This window comes from Streptomyces nymphaeiformis, from assembly GCF_014203895.1.
Taxonomy (GTDB): Bacteria; Actinomycetota; Actinomycetes; order Streptomycetales; family Streptomycetaceae; genus Streptomyces; species Streptomyces nymphaeiformis.
This window is the reverse complement of sequence record NZ_JACHJY010000003.1, coordinates 120,761-137,908: the sequence shown is the minus strand read 5'-3', so window position 1 is coordinate 137,908 and position 17,148 is coordinate 120,761. Positions and strand designations below refer to the sequence as shown.

Genomic DNA, 17,148 nt, shown 5'->3' with positions numbered 1-17,148 from the left:
ATCCACCACGCCGAAACGAAGGAGGGGCTGATTTCGCAATCGGCTTGCGTGCCTCCTGTCCTATCGTTGCGAGCACAGGAGAAATGGGTACGGAGTGAGGACGGCAGGCATGAAGCGGACGAACGACGGAGGGGCGCGCCGGATCGTCGTCATCAGCACGGGCGGCACGATCGCCAGCCGCTGGCAGGGCACCGGCTACGCGGCCGACGCCTCCGGCGACGACGTCCTGGCCACCGCCCCGCTGCCCGAGGGCGTCACCGTCGAGGTCGTCGACCTGTTCAACGTGAACAGCTCCCGCATGACCTCGGCCCACCAGCTCGCGCTGCTGCGCACCGTCCACGAGACCTTCGCCGACCCCGGCGTCGACGGCATCGTCGTCACTCACGGCACCGACACCCTGGAGGAGACGGCCTTCCTCCTGGACCTCCACCACACCGACGCGCGCCCGGTCGTCCTCACCGGCGCCCAGCGCCCCTTCGGCACCGGCGACGGCGACGGCCCCGGGAACCTCTACGACGCCCTCCAGGTCGCCGCCTCCGTCCGCGACCTCGGCGTCCTCGTCGTCTTCGACGGCCGCGTCCACGCGGCACGCGGCACCGTGAAGAGCCAGACCCTCGCCGCCGACGCCTTCTCCGACCCCTCCGCCGAGCGCCTCGGCCGCGTCGGGTTCTCCCGCGTCGACATCGAGCGGCAGCCGGAGCGCCCCGCCGCGCTGCCCCTGCCGGCCGCCGCGCGGACCGCGGCGCCCGGGGCCACCGGCCCCGACGCCACCCCGCTGCCCCGGGTCGACATCGTCACGCACCACTCCGACGGCGACCCGTTCCTGCTGAACGCGGCCGTCGCCGCCGGCGCCCGGGGCATCGTCCTCGTCGCCACCGGCGCCGGCAACGCCACCCCCGAGATCGCCGCCGCCGTGGCCGACGCGGTCGCCCAGGGCGTCCTCGTCGCCGTGACCACCCGCGTCCCCGCGGGACCGCTGGCCGAGATATACACCGGCGGCGGCGCGGTCGACCTCGTCGCCGCGGGCGCCCTGCTCACCGGCACCCTCCGGGCCGGCCAGGCCCGCATCGCCCTCCTCTCCACGCTCCTCGCCGAAGGCGCCGCCGGCGCGGGCGACCCCGCCCGCAGCACCGCCCTCCTGCGCCGCCTCCTGGAGGGACCGGTCCGCGACGAGCCCGCCCTCGCCACCGGCCACTCCCGCTCGGCCTCGGCGGTCGCCGCCCGCGTGTAGGGCCGACCGGCGGCTCCGGCCCCACAGGTCCGCCCCGCCCGGCGGATCAGGGCCGAGAGCCCCACAGGTCTGTCCCGCCCGGTGGCCCGGGCCCGACAGGCCACCCCACAGCCCCGGCTCGCGGACGGTGCACTCCCCCCGCCCGCCCGCGAGCCGGAACTCAACCTCCCTCACCGGCGCACCGCGCCCGCCGGGGCCGCCCGGCGGCTCCGCCGTGCCCGGAAACGGCCACCCGGCCACAGGCGCGCCTTCCCGCGCCCGCGCCCGCCCCGCACCACCCGGCATCCCTCCCCTCCTCTCCCCAAGGACGGCTCCTCATGGTTCCCGCGGTTCCCGCACCGGCCCCGCACGACGCTCCCGTACGCCGCGAGCACGACCTGCTCGGCGACCGGGACGTCCCCGCCGACGCCTACTGGGGCGTCCACACCCTGCGCGCCACCGAGAACTTCGCCATCACGGGCACGCCCATCTCGGTCTACCCGCTGCTCATCGACGCGCTCGCCGCCGTCAAGGAGGCCGCCGCCCGCGCGAACGAGGAGCTCGGTCTGCTCCCCTCCGACAAGGCCGACGCCATCGCCGGCGCCTGCCGGGAGATCCGTACGGGAGGGCTCCACGACCAGTTCGTCGTGGACGTCGTCCAGGGCGGCGCGGGCACCTCCACCAACATGAACGCCAACGAGGTCGTCGCCAACAGGGCCCTCGAACTCCTCGGTCACGCCAAGGGCGAGTACACCCGCCTCCACCCCAACGAGGACGTCAACCTCGGCCAGTCCACCAACGACGTCTACCCGACCGCGATCCGCATCGCGGCGATCGGCGCCGCCCGCGAGCTCCTCAAGGCCATGGCCGTCCTCCAGGACGCCTTCGCCGCCAAGGCCCTGGAGTTCCGCGAGGTCGTGAAGATGGGCCGCACCCAGCTCCAGGACGCGGTGCCCATGACGCTGGGCCAGGAGTTCTCCACGTACGCCGTGATGCTGGAGGAGGACCGCGGCCGGCTCGCCGAGGCGATCGAGCTCATCCACGAGATCAACCTCGGCGCCACCGCCATCGGCACCGGCCTCAACGCCGCCCCCGGCTACGCCGAGACCGCCCGCCGCCACCTCGCCGAGCTGACCGGGCTGCCGCTCGTCACCTCCGCGAACCTCGTCGAGGCCACGCAGGACTGCGGCGCCTTCGTCCAGCTCTCCGGCGTCCTCAAGCGGATCGCGGTCAAGCTCTCCAAGACCTGCAACGACCTGCGACTGCTGTCCTCGGGTCCGCGCGCGGGCCTCGGCGAGATCAACCTGCCCCCGGTGCAGGCCGGTTCGAGCATCATGCCCGGCAAGGTCAACCCGGTGATCCCCGAGGTCGTCAACCAGGTCGCCTTCGAGGTGATCGGCAACGACATCACCATCACCATGGCGGCCGAGGCGGGACAGCTCCAGCTCAACGCCTTCGAGCCGGTGATCTTCCACGCCCTGTCGAAGAGCCTCCTCTCGCTGCGTGCGGCCTGCCTCACCCTCGCCGAGCGCTGCGTCGTCGGCATCACCGCCAACACCGAGGCGCTCCGGGCGGCCGTGGAGAACTCCATCGGCCTCGCCACGGCCCTCAACCCGCACCTCGGCTACACCGCCGCCACCGCCATCGCCCAGGAGGCGCTCGCCACCGGCCGCGGGGTCCTCGAACTCACCGTGGAGAAGGGCCTGCTGCCCGCGCAGCGGCTCGCCGAACTCCTCACCCCCGAGCGCCTCACCGGAGCCCCGGGTCCGGCCGGCGTCTGAGCGCGGGCGGGGGCGATCAAGAGGGCATGTCCGGCCATAAGTTACCCGGCAGTTTCTCGTGACTTCCTCGGCGGCCGGTCGTAGAACGTGTTCCCATTCACTCGCGACCGAGGAAGATCACATGAGTGAACACCCCCTGTCCGCCCAGGGAAACCAGAGAGTGAGCCGCCGCCGCTTTCTCGCCGGAACAGGTTCTGTTCTCGGCGCCGCCGCCCTCGCCGGTACGATCACGACCCCCGCCCGCGCCGAAGTGCCCGGCCTGAACTGCACCCCCATCCCCGACGGTTCCCAGGTCCGCGCCCTCGTCATCGGCACCGGGTACGGCGGCTCCGTGGCCGCCCTGCGGCTCGCCCGTGCCGGCGTCGACGTCCACATGATCGAGATGGGCATGGCCTGGGACACCCCGGGCCCCGACGGCAAGATCTTCGCCAACACCACCAAGCCGGACTACCGCTCGTTCTGGCTGCGCACCCGCACCAAGCAGCCGCTGAGCCAGTTCCTCGGCTACCCCCTCGACAAGGACGTGCCGGTGCACACCGGCATCCTCGACGCGGAGGACTTCGCCGGCATCACCGTCTACCAGGGGCGCGGTGTCGGCGGAGGCTCCCTCGTCAACGGCGGCATGGCCGTCACCCCGCTCCGGGAGCGGTTCCCGGCGATCCTCCCCACCGTCGACCCGGCCGAGATGTACGCCACCTACTACCCGCGCGCCAACGCGGGCCTGGGCGTCACCTCGGTGGACGTGAACTGGTGGGAGAGCCAGGACTGCTACCAGTACGCGCGCGTGGGCCGCAAGCACGCCGAGCGCTCCGGCTTCCCCTTCGTCTTCGTGCCCAACGTCTACGACTGGGACTACATGAAGCAGGAGGCCGCCGGGACCGTCCAGAAGTCAGCCCTCGCGGGTGAGGTCATCTACGGCAACAACGTCGGCAAGAAGAGCCTCCAGAAGACCTACCTCGCCCAGGCCGCCGCCACCGGCCGGGTGAACGTCTCCCCGCTCCACCGGGTGACCTCCGTCAGCCCGGCCTCCGCCGGCGGCTACACCGTCGTGATCGAGCAGATCGACACCACCGGCACCACCCTCGTCACCAAGACCGTCCGCGCCGACCGGGTCTTCTTCGCGGCCGGCAGCGTCGGCACCAGCAAGCTCCTCACCCGGCTCAAGGCGACCGGCGCCCTGGGTGCCCTCAACGACGAGATCGGCAAGGGCTGGGGCGACAACGGCAACGTCATGTGCGGCCGCGCCAACCACATGTGGGACCCCACCGGACAGCTCCAGTCCTCGATGCCCACCGCGGGCATCGACAACTGGGAGGCGGGCGGCGCCTTCGCCGAGGTCGCCCCGCTGCCCACCGGCATCGAGACCTACGCCTCGTTCTACCTCTCCATCACCCGCACCCCCCGCCGCGCCGAGTTCAGCTGGAACCCGGCCACGGGCAAGGTCGACCTGAGCTGGGACCGGGCCTGGAAGCAGACGTCCATCGACATGGCCAGGTCCATCTTCGACAAGATCAACAGCAAGGAGGGGACGATCTACCGGACCGACCTCTTCGGTGCCTACAAGATCTGGGGCGACCACCTCACCTACCACCCGCTCGGCGGCGCCGTCCTCGACCGGGCCACCGACAACCACGGCCGCCTCCACGGCTACCAGGGCCTCTACGTCATGGACGGCTCGCTCATCCCCGGGAACACCAGCGTCAACCCGTTCGTCACCATCACGGCCCTCGCCGAGCGCAACATCGAGCGCATCATCGCCGAGGACTTCTGAGCGCCCCCATGCGAAAGAGGGGCCGGCCGGAACACCGGCCGGCCCCTCTCCGCACCCTCAGTGCGTCGGCAGCACGCACACCTCGTCGAGCCCGAGCACCCGGTTGAGCCGGCCGAACGCCAGCCACGAGCCCAGGCTCATCGTCAGCTCCACGATCTCCGCCTGGCTGTACCGGGCCGTCATCCGCGCCCAGAACTCCTCGTCGAGACCGTGGTGGTCGAGCGCGTACCGCTCCGCGTACTCGGCCGCGAGCCGCGTCCGCTCGTCGAAGGCCTCCGAGACCTCCGTCTCCCGCCACGCCGCGACGAGCTCGTCGAACCCCTCCTCGACCTTCACCCCGTCCCGGTCCGTACGCCAGTCGAGGCAGAAGCCGCAGCCGTTGATCTGCGCGATCCGCAGCCGCGCCGCCTCGAACTCGCGCAGTCCCAGGGTCGTATGGGCGTACACGGACAGCGAGAAGTTCGCCGCCGCCGTCCCGATCTCCGGGACCATGTCGCCCCACACGTACCCGATCGGCTCCTGGCCCTCGGGAATGTCGATGATCACTACGGTCTCCTTCCCAGCTTCCCGACCGCCGGCCGCAGCGGCACGTCCAGCGCGTCGTACAGTCCCGGCTCCGCCTCGACCAGCCACTCGATGGCCCCGACGAGCCGTCCCACCGCCGTGGCGTTCCCGCCCGCCGACCTGTTCTCGCCCTCGTCGGTCGCCGCCACCGTCACCTCGATCCGGGGGCTCCCCTCGACGATCACCCGGTGCGCGCCCGCCCCGTCCGGCGGCACCGGCCAGTCCGGCGCGCACGAGGGGTGGATCCGGGTGACGTGCTCGATCACGATCCGGGGCTCCCCGCCGACGATCCCCTGGACCTCGAAGCGGACCGCGCCCTGCGTCCCCGCCTCGAACACGCCCATCGTCCGCGTCTTCACCGTGGACTCCAGCGGGCGCCGTTCCAAGGTCTCGCGGATCTCGTCGAGTTCGGCCCCGAGCGCGCGGGCCATCAGACGTATCTGCCCGCCCCAGACCATCGTCGGCACCGACGGCCAGAGCATCGGCGGCTCGTACTCCATCGGCCGGCCCATCCCCACGAGTTCGCGGACCGACTCCTCCTGCTCGTACGTCGAGTAGTCGAAGATCTCCTGGCAGCGGATCACGTCCACCGTGGCGGCGAGCCCGCTCACCAGGAGCGGCAGCACGTCGTTGCCCCAGCCCGGGTCCACGCCCGACACGAAGAGCGAACCGCCGCCCTCGGCGACCGCCGCGAGCACCGGATCCCGGAACTCGGGCGGCGCGTTGCGCTGGTCGTACAGCGGATACAGGGCGGGCGTCACCACCACCGCGCCCGCCGCCACCGCCCGCGCCACATCGGCGAGCGCCCCGTCGGGCCGGGTGTCGCCGGAGGCCGCGTAGACCACCGCCCCCGGCCGCCCGTCGAGCACCGCGCCGACGTCGTCGCCGGCCGGCACCCCGAGATCGCGTCCGAGCCCCGCGAGCCGGCCCGCGTCACGGCCCACCTTGGCCGGGTCGGACACGAGCACGGCCGCGAGCTCGAGACCCGGATGGGCGTCCACGGCGCGAATGGCCGCGCGCCCGACATTCCCCGTACCCCACACCACCGTCCGAATCATGCGCGGAGGGTAGCGCCGGGCACCGGAGGTTCCCAGACCCGTGACGAGATGTTCTGACGGAGCGTCAGAAATAGTGCTGGTCAGGCCAGACGGAGTGCCACGAACGGAATCGTGTCCCCCGGCAGGACGTACCGCTCCACCTCCGTGAAACCGCGCGCCAGGGCGAACCGCAACCCCTCCTCGTTCGAGGCGAGGACCACCGTCTCCACGCCCTCGTCGCTCAGCGTCCGCGCGTGCGCGAGCCCCGCCTCGTACAGCGCGGTCCCGAAGCCCCGCCCCCGGTACCCGGGCAGCGTCCGCGCGATCACCGTCGCCGCCGGGGTCTCCTCGTCCGGCGGACGCACGGTCGAACAGCCCACGGCCACGTCCCCGAGATAGGCGACGTCAAGCCGGTTCCGGCCCGCTCGCTCCCGCACGTCCTCGGCGGAGAGCACCGCCGTCGGGATGATCGTGTTGTGTACGGCCCGCCAGTCGGCGAGCTGCTCCTCGGTCCTGGCCCGCTCGATACGGAGATCACTCATCGCAGCAGGAAACCGCGCCCCGCCGGGCGGGTCAAACGCTTTCGGGCGCGGGGAGCCCCCGGACCGCCCGCGCGAGCGCGTCCCGGACCCGGTCCGTGTCCTCCTCCGTCGTCCGCCAGTTGCTGAACGCGGCCCGCAGCGCGGGCGTCCCGTGCAGGACCGTGGGGGTGAGGAAGGCCTCGCCGGAGTCGGCGACCGCCCGCGCCACGGCGGCGAGCCGCTCCGCCGTCGGACGGTCGGCGAGCGTGAAGCAGACGACGTTCAGGTGCACCGGCGCGAGGAGCCGAAGCCCGGGGACGGCCGAGATCCCCTCGCCGAGGCGGCGGGCGAGCGCCGCGCAGCGCTCCACGATCTCGGCGTGCCCCTCGCGTCCGTACGCGGTCAGCGAGAACCACGTCGCCAGGGCGCGCAGCCTCCGCGAGTTCTCCGGCGTCAGGTGCAGGAAGTCGGGCGTCCCGGTGGGGAGGCCGAGATACGGCGACTCGTTGTGGAAGACCCGCACCTGGAGGTCCTGACGGCGGGTGAACTGGACGGCGGCGTCATAGGGGACGTTCAGCCACTTGTGCAGGTCCACGCAGATCGAGTCGGCGGCGTCGAACCCGTCGACGAGCGAGGCGTGGGCGGGGGAGAGGGCGGCGAACGCGCCGAACGCCGCGTCGACGTGCAGCCAGAAGTCGTACCGCTCCTTGAGCGCGGCGATCGCCCGCAGGTCGTCGAAGTCGACGGTGTTCACCGTCCCGGCGTTGGCGACCACGATCGCGGGCCGCCCGTCCAGCGCTTCCAGCTCCTCGGCGAGGCGCGCCACGTCCACGGCCTCCCGCTCCCCGCCGAGCAGCGGCACCGGCCGCAGCCGGTCCCGCCCGATGCCCAGGACCGACAGGGCCTTGGTGATGCTGGAGTGCGGGCTGCCGGACAGCACGGTGACGGGGCCGAGCGCGGCCGCGCCGGCGCGCGACACCGAGACGCCCAGGCGCTCGCCCAGCCACTCCCGGGCGATGGCGAGCCCCACGGTGTTCGACATGGTGGCACCGCTGACGAACGCGCCCCGGTGCGCCTCGCCCAGCCCGAAGAGCTCCCGCAGCCAGCCCACCGTCTCGCGCTCCAGCGCGTCGGAGGTCGAACCGCCGCCGCTGGAGCCGTTCTGGTCGTACGCACCGGTGAGCCAGTCCCCGGTCAGCGCCGCCGGGGTGGCGCCGCCGGTCACGAAGCCGAGGTAGCGCGGGCCCGCCGAGCCCGAGAACCCGGGCTCCCAGCGCTGCGCGAACCGGTCGAGGGCGCCCTGGGCTCCGACGCCGTCCGCCGGGAGCCGCTCGGGTCCGGGAGCCTCCTCGGCGGTGGCGACGGGCCGCTCGTCCACCCGGGAGAGCTCACGGGCCGCGAAGTCGCGGGCGGTCTGGAGGAGTTCGGGGAGCCGGGCGAGGTCGGCGGCGAGGGTGGGATGCATGGCCTCAGACTAGGCAGTCGATCAAGGGGCATGCGGGGGCCAATTCAAAGAAAGTGGCCTGATATGTGGGTCCATGGGCAGGCCGATCGCTCTCAGTGGTACGGATCCGGTCGGGCCACGCGGGAACAGCGCCGTCGGCCGTTCGCATCACGGACGCAGCCGTACGGGTGAGGGCGCGGCCGCGGCGGCAGTGCCGCCCGTCGAACGGGTACGGATCGCTGCACTGCCCCCGGCCAGGAGGATGCCGTCCCATGCCCGTCCGCAAGGGCGCCCCCGCGCTGCTGAGCGCCGGCACACTGTGCGCCGCCCTGCTGCTCACCGGTTGCGCGAGCCCCACCGCACCCGTACCCGCGCCCGCCCGCACGACCGCGCCCGCCTCGGGCGACGGTCGCCCCCACCCGGCCCCGCCGGCCGCGGGCGCCAACCGTCTCGCCTCCGCCCCGGTCCCCGTGCCCCGGCTCCCCGGAGTCGGGCCCGGCACCCAGGCCCTCGTGCCCGACGGCAGCACCCAGGCCCTCGTCGTCACCGGAGCCACCGAGGACTCCAACACCTCGACCGCCACCCTGTACCGGCGCGACCCCGCCCGCGGCTGGATCGAGGCCGCCGGACCGTGGCGCGCCCACAACGCCCTCCAGGGCTGGACCTCCGACCACACGGCCGGTGACCTGCGCAGCCCCATCGGGGTCTTCCGGATCGGCGACGCGGGGGGCAGGCTGCCCGACCCCGGCACCCGGCTCCCGTACGACGAGGACGAACTGTTCGACATCAGCGGCACCGGCTTCCTGGGCGAGCCCCTGGAAGGTTCGTTCGATCACGTGATCGCGATCGACTACAACCGGGTGCCCGGCCGGAGCCCGCTCGACAAGGAGCGCCCGCTCGGTGACGAGAAGGGCGGCGGCGTCTGGATCCACGTCGACCACGGCGGACCCACGCAGGCGTGCATCGCCCTGGACCAGGAGGCGCTGCGCGAACTCCTGCGCGCCCTCGACCCGGCCGCGGAACCCGTCGTGGTGATGGGCCCGGTGCGGGAACTCGCGGAGTGACGGCCCGGCTCACGTACTGACGGCCCGCGCGGCGCCGGCATCCGGTCACCCGGCGCCGCGATCAGGGCGTCAGTCGTCGCCGCCCGTCCCGACCGCCCCGCGGAACGAGCCCGTGTGCAGACGGACCTGCTCCGGCGTCAGATACGCGTCCGTGTACTCGAAGTCCCGGAGCGTCCCCGCCTTCGAGGCCAGGAACCCGGTCCGTACGTAGTCGTCGCCCGCGACGGCGTTGAGCAGCCAGTTCGTCATCACCCGGGTCTTGGCCACATTGGTCCGCAGCGCCGCCCAGTGGTAGCCGCGGGCCACGGCCTGGGCGGGCGCCCCGTGCAGTTCCACGCCGAGCGGCTTCGACACCCCGTCCATCCCGCCCAGGTCCACGACGAGCCCCAGGTCCTTGTGCGTGTACGGGTGGGTCTGCTCGCGTCGCAGCGTCGCGACCAGGTTGTCGGCGACGGCCTTGCCCTGCCGCATCGCGTGCTGCGCGGTCGGCGGGCAGATCGCGCCCTCCCCGCCCTTGGCGAGGTCGGGGACCGCGGCCGCGTCGCCGAGCGCCCACACCCCGTCGAGCCCCGGCACGTCCATCTCGGCCGAGACGACGAGCCGGCCCCGGACGGTCTCCGCGCCGAGCGTGCCGATCAGCGGACTCGCGGCCACGCCGGCCGTCCAGATCAGCGTCCGGCTGGGCAGCACCCGCCCGTCGGTGAGCGTCACCGCCTCGTCGTCCACCGAGGCCACCGACACTCCGAGCGACACCTCGATGCCGCGCTTCGTCAGGATGTCCATGGCGGCGGCACCGAGCTTGTCGCCCAGTTCGGGCATCAGCTTCGGCGCGATGTCCACGAGGTGCCACTTGATGAGGTCGGGGTCGAGACGCGGGTACCGCTTGACCGCGTTGCGGGTGAGCAGCTGGAGACAGGCAGCCGTCTCCGTGCCCGCGTAACCGCCGCCGACCACGACGAACCGCAGCCGCGCGGCCCGTTCCGCGTCGTCGTCGCTCGCGTCCGCCAGGTCCAGCTGGGCGATGACGTGGTCGCGGATGTAGACGGCCTCCGCGAGGGTCTTCATCCCCCGCGCGTGATCGGCGAGCCCCGGGATGTCGAAGGTGCGGGTCACACTGCCCGGCGCGAGGACGAGATGGTCGTACGGCTCCGTCACGAACTCGCCGGAGATCGTCCGCACCACACAGACCTTCGCGGCCGTGTCGATGCCGACGACACCGCCCGGGACGATCCGGGTCCGGTGCCGCTGGCTGCGGCGCAGCGAGAGCGCGACCGACTGCGGGGTCAGCACGCCCGCGGCCACCTGGGGGAGCAGCGGCAGGTACAGCTGGTACGAGAACGGTGAGAGGAGCGTGATCAGCGCCTCCCGCTCGGCAAGCCGCCGTTCGAGCCGCCGTACGCAGCCCACTCCGGCGAAACCGGCGCCCACCACGAGGATTCTCGGTCGCGTCACGCTGTCCGCCCTTCCGTATGAGCGTTGGTTCACCCTTTTTATCGCGATTGGTGACGTATCGCTCCTCGGGTTACGTTGCGGAAGGCCCTACGGAAGGCCCCGGAAACATCCCCCAGCGGAAGGCAGGACAGCGCGCATGACCACGTACCAGGTCGGCTATTTCGTCGGCAGCCTCTCGACGAAGTCCATCAACCGGATCCTGTCCCGGGCCCTGATCCGCGTCGCGCCCCCCGGCCTGGAGTTCCGGGAGATCCCCATCAAGGACCTCCCGCTCTACAACCACGACTTCGACGCCGACTACCCGCCCGAGGGCAGGGCGCTCAAGGACGCCATCGCGGCCGTCGACGCGGTCCTCTTCGTGACGCCCGAGTACAACCGGTCCATCCCCGGCGCGCTGAAGAACGCCATCGACTGGGCCAGCCGCCCCTGGGGCACGAACTCCTTCACCCACAAGCCGTCCGCCGTCATCGGCGCCTCGCCGGGCAAGATCGGCACGGCCGTCGCCCAGCAGAGCCTCCGTTCGGTGCTCAGCTTCTGCAACTCCCCGCAGATGAACGCCCCGGAGGCGTACATCCAGTTCACCCCGGGGCTGTTCGACGAGGACGGCGAGGTCACCGATCCGACGACCCAGCAGTTCCTGTCGGACTTCATGTCCGACTTCAAGGCCTTCGTGGAGCGGGTCCTCACCGTCCTGCCGCCGCAGCGCTGAGGCCCTGCCGCGGGTCAGAGGACCGCGATCCCCAGGGGCCGCGAGCCCGCCGGGAGACGGCGGGTGTCGCCCGTGTCCAGGTCGACGACGGTCAGACCGTCCCAGTACCCGTCCCGGGTGAAGCCGCCCGTCACGTAGGCGGTGCGGCCGTCCCGGGACACGGCCACGCTCTCGTGCGGGCCCTCCAGCGGGTAGACCCGCTCGGCCCCGCCGGGCGTGCGCACCGTCAGGGAGGGGCCGCGGTCCACGTCCGGGTCGACGGGACCGGTGCCGACGGTCAGCAGCGTCCCGTCGGCGGTCACGGTCGCGCCGTGCTGATGGGTGTTCGCGGTCATCGGCTCGATCGTCGTCCGGCCCGTCCGGGGGTCCACCACCGCGAGCCGCTCGCCCTCGAACGGCAGCAGCAGCTTCCCGTCGGAGGGCCGCACGGCCGTGTAGTGCGGCTTGAGCCAGGAGCCGAGCCCGCCCTCCGTGCCGTACGGGGCGACCTCGATCCGGCGCGGTTCAAGGGTTCCCGCCGCGACGACCGTGACGTCGAAGGAGTCGTGGTCCGTCGCGTACACCTCGGCGCCGTCCCGTGACACGTCCACGTCGAACGGGCGCCGGCCGACCGGGACGGTGTCGGTGACTTCGAGGGCCGCCGTGTCGACGACCTCCAGGGTGCCGTTCCCGCCGGGCACGTTGACCCCCACGTACGCCCGACGTCCGTCCGGGGAGAGCGCGATGCCCATGCCGCCGCCCCGGTACTCGCCCGTGGTGACGGGCCCGGTGTCGGTGCGGTACGGGATCAGCGCGAGGCGTGTGCGGCTCTTCGTGTCCACGACCGCGACGCCCTCGGCGGTCGCCACCCAGGCCCGCCCGTCCTCGCCGACGGCCAGACCGTACGGCGCGGTGCCGACCTTCACGGCACCGGTGGCGCCCCGCGCGGGGTCGACGAAGGTGACCGTGTCGGAGCCGAAGTCGGTGACGAGCAGGGTGCCCGGCGCGACCGTGCCGTCAGGGGCGGGCGTCACCGTGACGGGGGAGCCGGGGGTGGGCGATCCGGCCGTGGGGGAGGTCCCGGCGGGCGTCGTCGGACCGGTGGCGGTCCCGCCGGAGCCCTGGGCGCAGCCCGCGAGCAGGACCACGGCCACCGCGCCGGGCAGGAGCACCCGGGCGGCACGGGACGAACGGCGGAACTTCGGCATGACGGACTCCTCGGTACGGCGACCGCGCGGACGGCCCCGCCGGGGTCCCGCGCCCTGTCCCGATCCTCCGCCCGTGCCGGGCCCCGCCGGGTCCGCCGCCCGTCCCCTCACGGACGGCGGGACGGCCGACCCCGGGGTCCACCGATCGGTTGACCCGGCCCCGCCGGGCTCACCCGTCGAGGGCGTCCAGGAAGCACAGCACCCGCTCGGCGCACAGCGCGGCGACCTCCGGCACGAAGTCCGGCGTCCCGCGCTCCGCGAACAGGTGGGCAGCCCCCGGGTAGAGGAACAGCTCCCGGTCCCCGGATCCCGCCACCAGTTCGCGCGCCGCCGCGAGGTCCCCGTCGCCGACGAAGTACGGATCGGCGTCCATGCCGTGCACCTGGACCCGTACGCCCTCCGGCCAAGCGGCGCCGAACGCGTCCGCCGGCACACAGGCACCGAACAGCAGCGCGCCGGCCGCGCCGGGCCGGGTCTGCGCCAGCTTCTGCGCGGGCACCACGCCCAGCGAGAACCCGGCGTACACGACGTCCTCCGGGAGTCCCTCGGCCGCCCGCTCGCCCCGGGCCGTGATCGTGTCGAAGCCGACCTCCCGGGCGTACCCGACGCCGGCTTCCAGGTCCTCGAACGTGCGCCCCTCGTACAGATCGGGCACGTGCACCGTGTGCCCGGCCCGCCGCAGGCCGTCGGCGAACGCGCCGACGCCCTCCGTCAGCCCGAGCGCGTGGTGGAAGAGCAGTACCTCGGCCATGTCGCCATCCCCATTCCCTGTGTCACCGTACGGCCACGCCGGAAGGCAGCATGACGCAAGCCACTGACAACGGGCCCGGCATTCGGGTCCGACGAGGTCAGTGCATCGGCCGGTGCGGGACGACGGCGCCCGCCTGGCCGATCATGCCCCCGGGGCCGCCGACACCCATCGGGCCGCCGACACCGGGGTGCGGGGCACCGACGGGCACGATCGCGCCCTGCGGCACCATCCCCTGCGGCACCATCCCTTGCGGCGGCATCCCCTGCGGAGGCATCGGGATCACCCGGCTCAGATCCCGCAGAAGCTCCTCGGCGACCTGACGGACGTCACCGGGAACGTCCCCCCGCTCCCGTATGAGCTCGGCATAGATAGGTGCCGTGCCGTCCGCGTGGTTCATGGGGCTCGCTTCCTTCGTCTGGGCCGGTTCCGTCACCGACGGGCAGACGGCGAGTCTACGGGGCACCACCGACACGCCCGGGATCGGGAGCCCGCCCTACGGACCCTCCGACGGCCCCCCGTCACGAAATTCGCTGTTCTGCCCGGCCGCCCCGCCCCGAGAATGGATCATCGAACACACGGGAGGGACCCCATGAGCCAGGCGACCCTGACTCTCCACGACCTGATGCCGTCCGACGAGCTCGCCGACGCACTCGCGAACGGGCACGTCACGCGCAAGCACCACCCCGAGCTGCCGCTGTCGATCTACACGTACACGCGCGCGTGCCAGTACGCCCAGGTATGGAACCGGGTGACCACACGCTGCCGCGGACTCGTCGCCGACGACACCACCGGGCGGATCGTCGCGCTCCCCCTCCCCAAGTTCTTCAACCTCTCCGAGCACGCCGGCGGCCGCCCCTACGCGCCCCCGCTGCCCGACGAGCCCTTCGAGGTGTACGACAAGGTCGACGGCAGCCTCGCCGTCGTCTTCCACTACGCCGACCGCTGGCACGTCGCCTCCAAGGGCTCCTTCACCAGCGGCCAGGCCACCTGGGCCCAGCGCCGCCTCGACGCCGCCGACACCACGGGCCTGACCCCCGGCGTCACCTACCTCGCCGAGATGCTCTACCCGGGCAACCGCATCGTCGTGAACTACGGCGAGCGCCGCGACCTCGTGCTGCTCGCCGCCTTCCGCGCGGACGGCACCGAGCTCCCCCTCGCCGAGGCCGCCGAAGGCTGGCAGCCGCTCGGCTCCGTCGTCCGCACCTGGCCCGCCATGGGCGTCGACGAGCTCGTCGCCCTGACCGAGTCCAACACCCTCCCCGGCGGCGCCCGGGCCACCGGCACCGACGCCGAGGGCTTCGTCCTGCGCTTCGCCTCGGGCCTGCGCGCCAAGGCCAAGCTCAGCGAGTACGTACGCCTGCACAAGGTGCTCACCGGCGTCACCGAGCGGGACATCTGGCGCAGCCACGGCATCCAGCGCTTCGCCGCCCTCCCGGCCGGCGAGCTGGCCAAGGGCCTCGGCTGCGCCGTCACCGACGTCGAGGCCTCCGGCGGCAAGCCCCTCGACGCCCTCCTCGAACAGGTCCCGGACGAGTTCGACGCCTGGGTGCGCGAGGTCATCACCCGCCTCGAAGCGGCCGCGGCCGACCGCGAGCGTGCCGTCGACGAGGCGTACGCCCGCCTGGCCCACCTCGCCGGCGACCGGGCGGCCTTCGCCCGCGCCGCCTCCGGCCTCACCGACCGGGCCCTGCGCGCCCTGCTCTTCCTGCGCCTCGACGGCCGCCCGACCGACCTCCTCGTGTGGCGGCAGCTGCGCCCCGAGGCCACCGACCCCTTCGCCCACGACCAGGAGAACTGAACGTGCCTGTCGTCCACCTCATGACCGGCCTCCCGGCCTCCGGCAAGACGACGGCCGCCCGCGCCCTCCAGGCCGCCGCCGAGGGCCGGATGCGCCGCGTCAACCTCGACGACCTCCGCGCCATGCTCGACGTCCCCTCGCCGGAACGCGGCCGGTCCCACAAGCACGAGCAGACCGTGCTCGGCATCCAGGACGCCGCGGTCCGCGCCGCCGTCGACGACGGCTTCGACGTCGTCGTCGACAACACCCACCTGACCCCGCACGTCCCCAAGCGGCTGAAGGCCGCCGTGGGCGGCCTCGCCACCTTCGCCGTCCACGACTTCACCGACGTCCCCGTCGACGAGTGCGTCCGCCGCGACGCCGCCCGCGAACGGCCCGTCGGCGAGGAGATCATCCGCATCCTCGCCGACAAGCACGCCAAGGCCACCCGGGGCGGCTGGCGGCTCACCGCGGACTGGCTCAACGACCGCCCCACCGTCGGAGAGCCCTACGTCCCCGACCCGAGCCTCCCCACCGCCGTCATGTGCGACATCGACGGCACCCTCGCGCTGCGCGTCGACCGGGGCCCGTACGACTTCAGCCGCTGCGACCGCGACCTGATCAACCCCTCCGTCCGCGACGCCCTGCGGGCCTTCCGGCACGCCGAGCGGGACCGGATCGTCCTGCTCTCCGGGCGCAGCGAGGACCACCGCGCCCTCACCGAGAGCTGGCTCGCCCGGCACGAGGTGCCCTACGACGAGCTGTGGATGCGCGCCTCCGGCGACGGCCGCGGCGACGACCTCGTGAAGGCGGAGCTCTTCGACGCCCATGTGCGCCACCGGTACGCGGTCCGGGTCTCCCTGGACGACCGTGACCGCGTCGTCGCCCTCTGGCGCCGGATGGGCCTGCCCACCTGGCAGGTCAACTACGGCGCCTTCTGACCGGCCCCGGCCCGCACGGCGGAGGGGGTGGGACCGCCCACCCCCTCCGCCGTGTCAGGATCGTGGGATGGTGGAGAAGATCATCGCGGCGTGCGACGGCGCGTCGAAGGGAAACCCCGGCCCCGCGGCCTGGGCATGGGTCATCGGCCGCGCCGACGGAGCGATCGACCGCTGGGAGGCCGGCCCCCTCGGCCGGGCGACCAACAACGTGGCCGAACTCACGGCCCTCGAGCGCCTCCTGGAGGCCCTCGACCCCGCGGTGCCCGCCGAGGTCCGCATGGACTCGCAGTACGCCATGAAGGCCGTCACGACCTGGCTCCCCGGCTGGCGCCGCAAGGGCTGGAAGACCGCCGCCGGCACCCCGGTCGCCAACAAGGACCTGGTCGTGCGGATCGACGAGCTGCTCACCGGCCGGGACGTCGACTTCGTGTACGTCCCCGCGCACCAGGTCGACGGCGACCCGCTCAACGACGCCGCCGACCGCGCCGCCAGCCACTCCGCCCGCACCCAGGAGCCCCTCGACTCCACCGCCGGGGCCGAACTGCCCCCGGCGGAGCCCGCCACGCGCGCCTCCACGCCCCGAGCGCGCTCCTCTGCGCCCCGTAAGGGCTCCGCGAGTGCCGGCGGGGGCTCCGCCCGTAGGACTCGCCCGTCCGGCGGCACCCTCAACGCGAAATTCCCGGGCCGCTGCCGCTGTGGTCGTGCCTACGACAAGGGCGAGACCATCGCGAAGAACTCCGACGGCTGGGGCCATCCCACCTGCGTCTGAACCGACGGGCCGTCCGACTGGCGGGCGGCCCCGTCCGTCCCGTGAGACCGGTCGACCCCGCCGGACGGCAGGCTTCACCCTCGCGTGGACGCAGGTTCTCCCCGGGTTCTGTTCTCGGAGCGGTTGTGGCTGCATACTGATCCTCCTCGCACCCGGTGGCGAACCGTTTT

Annotated in this window: 16 protein-coding genes; 8 read left to right on the top strand and 8 right to left on the bottom strand. The window is 73.2% G+C overall.

The window, feature by feature from the left end:
• The first annotated feature begins 109 nt into the window (after window positions 1-109).
• The 3 genes from GGE06_RS10840 to GGE06_RS10830 all read left to right on the top strand — a co-directional run bounded on the left by GGE06_RS10840 (window position 110) and on the right by GGE06_RS10830 (window position 4,762).
• Window positions 110-1,231: an asparaginase gene (locus GGE06_RS10840; protein ID WP_184930697.1), complete on the top strand. Its 1,122-nt coding sequence runs from the start codon at window positions 110-112 to the stop codon at window positions 1,229-1,231.
• A gap of 317 nt (window positions 1,232-1,548) precedes the next feature.
• The gene (locus GGE06_RS10835) at window positions 1,549-2,991 is read left to right on the top strand and encodes an aspartate ammonia-lyase (RefSeq protein WP_116163071.1); all 1,443 of its coding nucleotides are present in this window, start codon (window positions 1,549-1,551) and stop codon (window positions 2,989-2,991) included.
• 121 nt (window positions 2,992-3,112) lie between these two features.
• Window positions 3,113-4,762 (top strand): GMC oxidoreductase, encoded by a 1,650-nt coding sequence (locus GGE06_RS10830; protein ID WP_116163073.1) that lies wholly within the window; start codon window positions 3,113-3,115, stop codon window positions 4,760-4,762.
• 57 nt (window positions 4,763-4,819) lie between these two features.
• Here GGE06_RS10830 and GGE06_RS10825 read toward each other — a convergent pair whose 3' ends face one another.
• From GGE06_RS10825 to GGE06_RS10810, 4 genes are all read right to left on the bottom strand, one after another.
• The gene (locus tag GGE06_RS10825) at window positions 4,820-5,308 is read right to left on the bottom strand and encodes a carboxymuconolactone decarboxylase family protein (protein ID WP_116163075.1); all 489 of its coding nucleotides are present in this window, start codon (window positions 5,306-5,308) and stop codon (window positions 4,820-4,822) included.
• Complete coding sequence (locus tag GGE06_RS10820; protein WP_184930696.1) at window positions 5,308-6,384, bottom strand: NAD(P)H-dependent amine dehydrogenase family protein; 1,077 nt, start codon at window positions 6,382-6,384, stop codon at window positions 5,308-5,310. Before GGE06_RS10820 ends, GGE06_RS10825 begins: the two co-directional genes overlap by 1 nt.
• Before the next feature lie 80 nt (window positions 6,385-6,464).
• Complete coding sequence (locus GGE06_RS10815) at window positions 6,465-6,905, bottom strand: GNAT family N-acetyltransferase (RefSeq protein WP_184930695.1); 441 nt, start codon at window positions 6,903-6,905, stop codon at window positions 6,465-6,467.
• A gap of 31 nt (window positions 6,906-6,936) precedes the next feature.
• Entirely contained in the window at window positions 6,937-8,349 is a 1,413-nt protein-coding gene (locus GGE06_RS10810) for a pyridoxal phosphate-dependent decarboxylase family protein (protein WP_184930694.1), read from the bottom strand.
• Between the two features lie 251 nt (window positions 8,350-8,600).
• Here GGE06_RS10810 and GGE06_RS10805 point away from each other — a divergent pair, with 251 nt between their 5' ends.
• Complete coding sequence (locus tag GGE06_RS10805; protein ID WP_116163083.1) at window positions 8,601-9,392, top strand: L,D-transpeptidase family protein; 792 nt, start codon at window positions 8,601-8,603, stop codon at window positions 9,390-9,392.
• A 69-nt stretch (window positions 9,393-9,461) separates the two neighbouring features.
• On the opposite strand, the gene GGE06_RS10800 is transcribed toward GGE06_RS10805, so the two are convergent.
• On the bottom strand, window positions 9,462-10,844 hold the full coding sequence (locus tag GGE06_RS10800; RefSeq protein WP_116163085.1) for an NAD(P)/FAD-dependent oxidoreductase: 1,383 nt from the start codon (window positions 10,842-10,844) through the stop codon (window positions 9,462-9,464).
• A gap of 136 nt (window positions 10,845-10,980) precedes the next feature.
• Between GGE06_RS10800 and GGE06_RS10795 the strand changes: the two genes are divergently transcribed.
• The gene (locus GGE06_RS10795) at window positions 10,981-11,553 is read left to right on the top strand and encodes an NADPH-dependent FMN reductase (RefSeq protein ID WP_116163087.1); all 573 of its coding nucleotides are present in this window, start codon (window positions 10,981-10,983) and stop codon (window positions 11,551-11,553) included.
• A 14-nt stretch (window positions 11,554-11,567) separates the two neighbouring features.
• Here the strand turns inward: GGE06_RS10795 and GGE06_RS10790 are convergent, their stop codons facing one another.
• From GGE06_RS10790 to GGE06_RS10780, 3 genes are all read right to left on the bottom strand, one after another.
• Complete coding sequence (locus GGE06_RS10790; protein WP_184930693.1) at window positions 11,568-12,740, bottom strand: YncE family protein; 1,173 nt, start codon at window positions 12,738-12,740, stop codon at window positions 11,568-11,570.
• Window positions 12,741-12,909: 169 nt separating this feature from the next.
• Window positions 12,910-13,491 (bottom strand): dienelactone hydrolase family protein, encoded by a 582-nt coding sequence (locus tag GGE06_RS10785; protein ID WP_116163091.1) that lies wholly within the window; start codon window positions 13,489-13,491, stop codon window positions 12,910-12,912.
• Window positions 13,492-13,588: 97 nt separating this feature from the next.
• On the bottom strand, window positions 13,589-13,888 hold the full coding sequence (locus GGE06_RS10780) for a hypothetical protein (RefSeq protein WP_184931002.1): 300 nt from the start codon (window positions 13,886-13,888) through the stop codon (window positions 13,589-13,591).
• A gap of 192 nt (window positions 13,889-14,080) precedes the next feature.
• Here GGE06_RS10780 and GGE06_RS10775 point away from each other — a divergent pair, with 192 nt between their 5' ends.
• From GGE06_RS10775 to GGE06_RS10765, 3 genes are all read left to right on the top strand, one after another.
• Window positions 14,081-15,289 carry an RNA ligase gene (locus GGE06_RS10775; protein ID WP_116163095.1) on the top strand — a complete coding sequence of 403 codons (1,209 nt, stop codon included), beginning with the start codon at window positions 14,081-14,083 and terminating at the stop codon, window positions 15,287-15,289.
• 2 nt (window positions 15,290-15,291) lie between these two features.
• The gene (locus GGE06_RS10770; RefSeq protein WP_116163097.1) at window positions 15,292-16,209 is read left to right on the top strand and encodes a phosphatase domain-containing protein; all 918 of its coding nucleotides are present in this window, start codon (window positions 15,292-15,294) and stop codon (window positions 16,207-16,209) included.
• Window positions 16,210-16,276: 67 nt separating this feature from the next.
• The gene (locus GGE06_RS10765; RefSeq protein ID WP_116163099.1) at window positions 16,277-16,978 is read left to right on the top strand and encodes a ribonuclease H family protein; all 702 of its coding nucleotides are present in this window, start codon (window positions 16,277-16,279) and stop codon (window positions 16,976-16,978) included.
• Window positions 16,979-17,148 lie beyond the last annotated feature (170 nt).

Coding starts and splice junctions, on each gene's coding strand:
- GGE06_RS10840 (WP_184930697.1), top strand. CDS start 110: ATGAAGCGGACGAACGACGGAGGGGCGCGCCGGATCGTCGTCATCAGC.
- GGE06_RS10835 (WP_116163071.1), top strand. CDS start 1,549: ATGGTTCCCGCGGTTCCCGCACCGGCCCCGCACGACGCTCCCGTACGC.
- GGE06_RS10830 (WP_116163073.1), top strand. CDS start 3,113: ATGAGTGAACACCCCCTGTCCGCCCAGGGAAACCAGAGAGTGAGCCGC.
- GGE06_RS10820 (WP_184930696.1), bottom strand. CDS start 6,384: ATGATTCGGACGGTGGTGTGGGGTACGGGGAATGTCGGGCGCGCGGCC.
- GGE06_RS10815 (WP_184930695.1), bottom strand. CDS start 6,905: ATGAGTGATCTCCGTATCGAGCGGGCCAGGACCGAGGAGCAGCTCGCC.
- GGE06_RS10810 (WP_184930694.1), bottom strand. CDS start 8,349: ATGCATCCCACCCTCGCCGCCGACCTCGCCCGGCTCCCCGAACTCCTC.
- GGE06_RS10805 (WP_116163083.1), top strand. CDS start 8,601: ATGCCCGTCCGCAAGGGCGCCCCCGCGCTGCTGAGCGCCGGCACACTG.
- GGE06_RS10795 (WP_116163087.1), top strand. CDS start 10,981: ATGACCACGTACCAGGTCGGCTATTTCGTCGGCAGCCTCTCGACGAAG.
- GGE06_RS10790 (WP_184930693.1), bottom strand. CDS start 12,740: ATGCCGAAGTTCCGCCGTTCGTCCCGTGCCGCCCGGGTGCTCCTGCCC.
- GGE06_RS10785 (WP_116163091.1), bottom strand. CDS start 13,491: ATGGCCGAGGTACTGCTCTTCCACCACGCGCTCGGGCTGACGGAGGGC.
- GGE06_RS10780 (WP_184931002.1), bottom strand. CDS start 13,888: ATGAACCACGCGGACGGCACGGCACCTATCTATGCCGAGCTCATACGG.
- GGE06_RS10775 (WP_116163095.1), top strand. CDS start 14,081: ATGAGCCAGGCGACCCTGACTCTCCACGACCTGATGCCGTCCGACGAG.
- GGE06_RS10765 (WP_116163099.1), top strand. CDS start 16,277: ATGGTGGAGAAGATCATCGCGGCGTGCGACGGCGCGTCGAAGGGAAAC.